Here is a 3504-nt window from a genome sequence, read left to right as displayed (position 1 = left end):
TTTGTTTCAGAGCTGCAATATTTTGCATGTCAAATTCACATTGAGATCCCAGATCTGAAGGCAAATATTTCACACTGCCACGCAGCAGCTCGCGCGACCAACTTACCAATCAACAGCTTACAAGTGGACGAATAACTGCAGCTTTATTAGTGCGCCGCTGCGAGTGTGGAGGCAAATATGCCTTTTCAACCAAGCCAGCGAGCTGTAGATTTCATGCGCTGCGCGCTCCCCGAGCAGCGCAGATATTTTCGAGTCCACCTCCCCATCCGAGCGGTCGCGGTTTTCCGCGATTCGGGTGAGCCGCAGAACGCCTTCCTCCGCGACATCAACATGCTTGGCGCCTTCTTCTATTGCAAACACAAACCGAGCGTTGGTCAGAGCGCCAAGCTGGAGTTTGATATTCCAGGAACCGCCGACCAAATCAAAGCATTGTGCGAAGGCCTGGTGGTACGAGTGGAAGAGCGCGCACCAGAAGCAGCCATTGGAATAGCCGTGGAATTCGCAAGCTACAGTGTGGCGCAGCCAGCAGAGCTGAAAGGATCTGCGCAGCCGGGCAAGCCTTTCATCGGATGGACGATCGAAATGGTCGAACGAATGTTTGAAAAGTTCAGCCAACTGGCTCACCCAATCCCTAAATGGGAAACAGTCGCATAAAAAATGAGGTGAACCGGTGATAGTCTCCGGTCGTTGCCATGCCCGGCGACGAGTTCAATGCTGCGGGCGATTCCCAGTAGGCGACGCCACAATCAACCCTGGCAGTTGACCGAGACTCGAGTGCGCCAGATAGACTGTGCCATCCTTCGTGACCACTCCATTGCGAGCGCCTTCATGTGTGGGTACTTGCGCAATCAAGCTAAGCTTCCCTCCGGCGTCAACTCGGGCAACCGTGAGCCGCGCCTCCCTGGCAGCGCCCACATACAGTGTGTGGGTCGCTGGCGAGTAGCTGAGGTCATCGACGCCGTTGCCGGTATCGATCGACGATAACTTCTCCCCGTTGTGTCCCGCATCCAGAACCTCCGCCAGCGTGCTGCAGGCAACGAACACCCAGCCTGCGTCCTGATCCACCGATATGCCGTGCGGACCGTCCGCGCCGCAGGATGACGGCCACTTCGCGACGGTTTTATGCGTCTTGAGATCAATGGCGGTGGTCAGGTCCTTGTCCTCGTAGTTCATATAGAGCCGGCCGCGCTTGGCATCGACTGCGTATCCTTCAGGCCGCCCGTCGAACGTCAGCTTGTCTTTCTGCGCCAAGGTCGTGCTATCCAAAATGCGCACCGAATTGTCGCGCGGCGCGGTCACCCAGACTTCTTTCGTAGGCGCCACGTAGACGACGCCGTCGGGCGTGGAATCGATATGCCCACAGCTCTTGCGCGCCAGCGTCTTTTCATCGATAGCGCACACGCTGGAGTCGGCCCGGTCGCCGATATACACCACGCCATCTCCAATCGACACTCCACTCGGTCCCTGAACGCGCTTTCGCCCTCCGAGTTCCACTTCGTTGGTGGCAAAGCCCGAGATCTCACGAACCGAGCCGTTGCTCGTGTCTACGACATCCACCGCGCCAACGTTGATAGCAGGAACCCACACGTATCCCGTTTCGGGATCATAGGCAATGTAATCCATGGTGATGGTGCCCTTGCCGTGATCGGGAAGCGCCAGGGTACGAGTGGTATAAGTTGGGCTTGGGTCGCCGGCTGCATGCAGCGCCATGCCGATTGCGCCCAAGGCCAGCGCAACGGCTATCAGCAGAGAGATGCGCTGTTTCATGGCTGGCATGGTAACACCGTGGGCGCCAGGCTCGCGCGACCCACTCACTGGATATTGGACTTCTCTCCCGAGGTGCCGGACCGAGCATAGTTAAGCCTCGCTCGGGTTCGGCTAGACACTCGAACGAGGCTCAGCATCAACCGAATCCCTGTCCAAGCAGGATCCGAGTCAATGCCTGAAACACAATTACCACAGTTGTGCCTCGCAGTCGTTGCTAGCCGGCAATCTGAAGTGAGAGACGCACAATTCACGCATGAAACGCTTCCGTGGGAATTCCAAAAGAACAGCGACAATTGCAGCGATTGTTACGCGATCACGTCAAAAAGCGCTGAATCTTGCTCAAAATCTGCCACATTTGTTCCCAGACAGGGATTTAACTGGAAAGCATGTCCCGGTACTAGACAGCGATTTCGGAAGGATGCGCAGGCGACGGTCTCGATCTCTAGTCTCTCTCTGGGATGTCGCGATACTTAATTCTTGACAGTCATAGCATCTGAATCGACCGCTTTCTTGCCGGTTATTCCTTCCAGACCTGCCAGGATTCCGCGGTATTCGTTCTTGTCGCACTGCATGGCGAGACCGCCTTTTTTATCGCCATCCGCCCAGGTGAGTCCGACGAAGTGCTTCTTGGATTTGCTGAGGGCCATCAATGCGCCGAGTCCAAGTGTGAATGCGCCTACCGCGATGGCGCTGCCAACCCGCCTATGGACGTCCTGGCCGTAGCTGATTTCTGTGACCGTCGATGCGGGCACTGAGGCGATTTCCTTGCCGTCTTTTAGGAAACGCACTTTGTCCTGGTCGATGTACATCCGAAGGGATGAGCCTGATTTGGTGTCGGCCAATGAACCGCCATCGTACGAGACCTTGTAGCCGTTGGCCTCGCTGGCAACTACCGACGCGGGGATCGCAAGGCAAAGAAGGACTGCGAAAAGCTTTTTCAATGGGAGCTCCTATTTTTTGCGACGAACTTTACACTACTTATGGGTAAAGCTCAAAGAAAATACTGAAATTCCCAAACTGGCAATTCAAGGGGAGAGCTGCGATTACCCCACCATCATTGTGACCCACGTGGACCCAGCCGCCGAGCGCCGAAGGCGCGCTATTCCTGTAGCCCATGTGCGGACGAGCCATGGGAATGCGTTGCCTGATTCGGTCCGAGCCCGTGAGGGCGGCATTCTTCGGAGGTGTTCGATGCGGACGATATCCACGTGGCATAGGAATGCCGCCCTGCGGGCTCACAATGTTTTTCATCTGAGTACCCATGGCTCCATCGCTCATGGGCTACGAGAGTGCCGCGCCTGCGGCGCTGATTAGCAGTTCGATTGGAAAAGCAACACAATTCAACAACTTACAAATAATCACGTGTCTGTAAGTTGTTTAGTCCTGATTCGGGAATCGCTCTCTCCGACAGGCTCCTGAACTGTGCGATTTACTTTCCACCGATGATTTCGCAAAACGACGCAGTTCAGGATGTCTCCTTCTTGTAAAGTATCAGGACCGGTGTCACAACTCTTTTTCTTGTTTTGTCTGCCCAGTACTGCGCATTACTTCTTCTCCGTTGCGTCTCGGATGTGAATTAGCACTCGCATGTGAATGCGATGGATGATGGCGTCGGACCAGAGGCGCCAATATGCAGCCGGCCACAGACCATGCTGATACCAGGTTGTGCCCTCGAGGCGCGTTCCTCCATTCGGCAGAGGCGTAAGTAAGAACTGACCGCCCTTCGACATTAAAAAG

General features: G+C 55.4%; 5 protein-coding genes. 1 reads left to right on the top strand and 4 read right to left on the bottom strand.

Annotated elements, in window-relative coordinates; all coding sequences use genetic code 11:
• Nucleotides 1–177: 177 nt before the first annotated feature.
• Nucleotides 178–654, top strand: a complete 477-nt coding sequence (locus DMG62_24705; protein ID PYY19366.1) for a hypothetical protein — start codon at nucleotides 178–180, stop codon at nucleotides 652–654.
• A gap of 54 nt (nucleotides 655–708) precedes the next feature.
• On the opposite strand, the gene DMG62_24700 is transcribed toward DMG62_24705, so the two are convergent.
• The 4 genes from DMG62_24700 to DMG62_24685 all read right to left on the bottom strand — a co-directional run.
• Nucleotides 709–1776 (bottom strand): hypothetical protein, encoded by a 1068-nt coding sequence (locus DMG62_24700; GenBank protein PYY19365.1) that lies wholly within the window; start codon nucleotides 1774–1776, stop codon nucleotides 709–711.
• A 461-nt stretch (nucleotides 1777–2237) separates the two neighbouring features.
• Nucleotides 2238–2708 carry a hypothetical protein gene (locus tag DMG62_24695; GenBank protein ID PYY19364.1) on the bottom strand — a complete coding sequence of 157 codons (471 nt, stop codon included), beginning with the start codon at nucleotides 2706–2708 and terminating at the stop codon, nucleotides 2238–2240.
• Between the two features lie 37 nt (nucleotides 2709–2745).
• Nucleotides 2746–3045 (bottom strand): hypothetical protein, encoded by a 300-nt coding sequence (locus tag DMG62_24690; GenBank protein PYY19363.1) that lies wholly within the window; start codon nucleotides 3043–3045, stop codon nucleotides 2746–2748.
• Between the two features lie 266 nt (nucleotides 3046–3311).
• The coding region (locus tag DMG62_24685; protein ID PYY19362.1) for a hypothetical protein at nucleotides 3312–3504 on the bottom strand (193 nt) is incomplete at its 5' end.

Source organism: Acidobacteriota bacterium, from assembly GCA_003225175.1.
Taxonomy (GTDB): Bacteria; Acidobacteriota; Terriglobia; order Terriglobales; family Acidobacteriaceae; genus Gp1-AA112.
The sequence above is the reverse complement of the archived record's forward strand: the minus strand, read 5'-3'. Positions and strand labels throughout refer to the sequence as shown.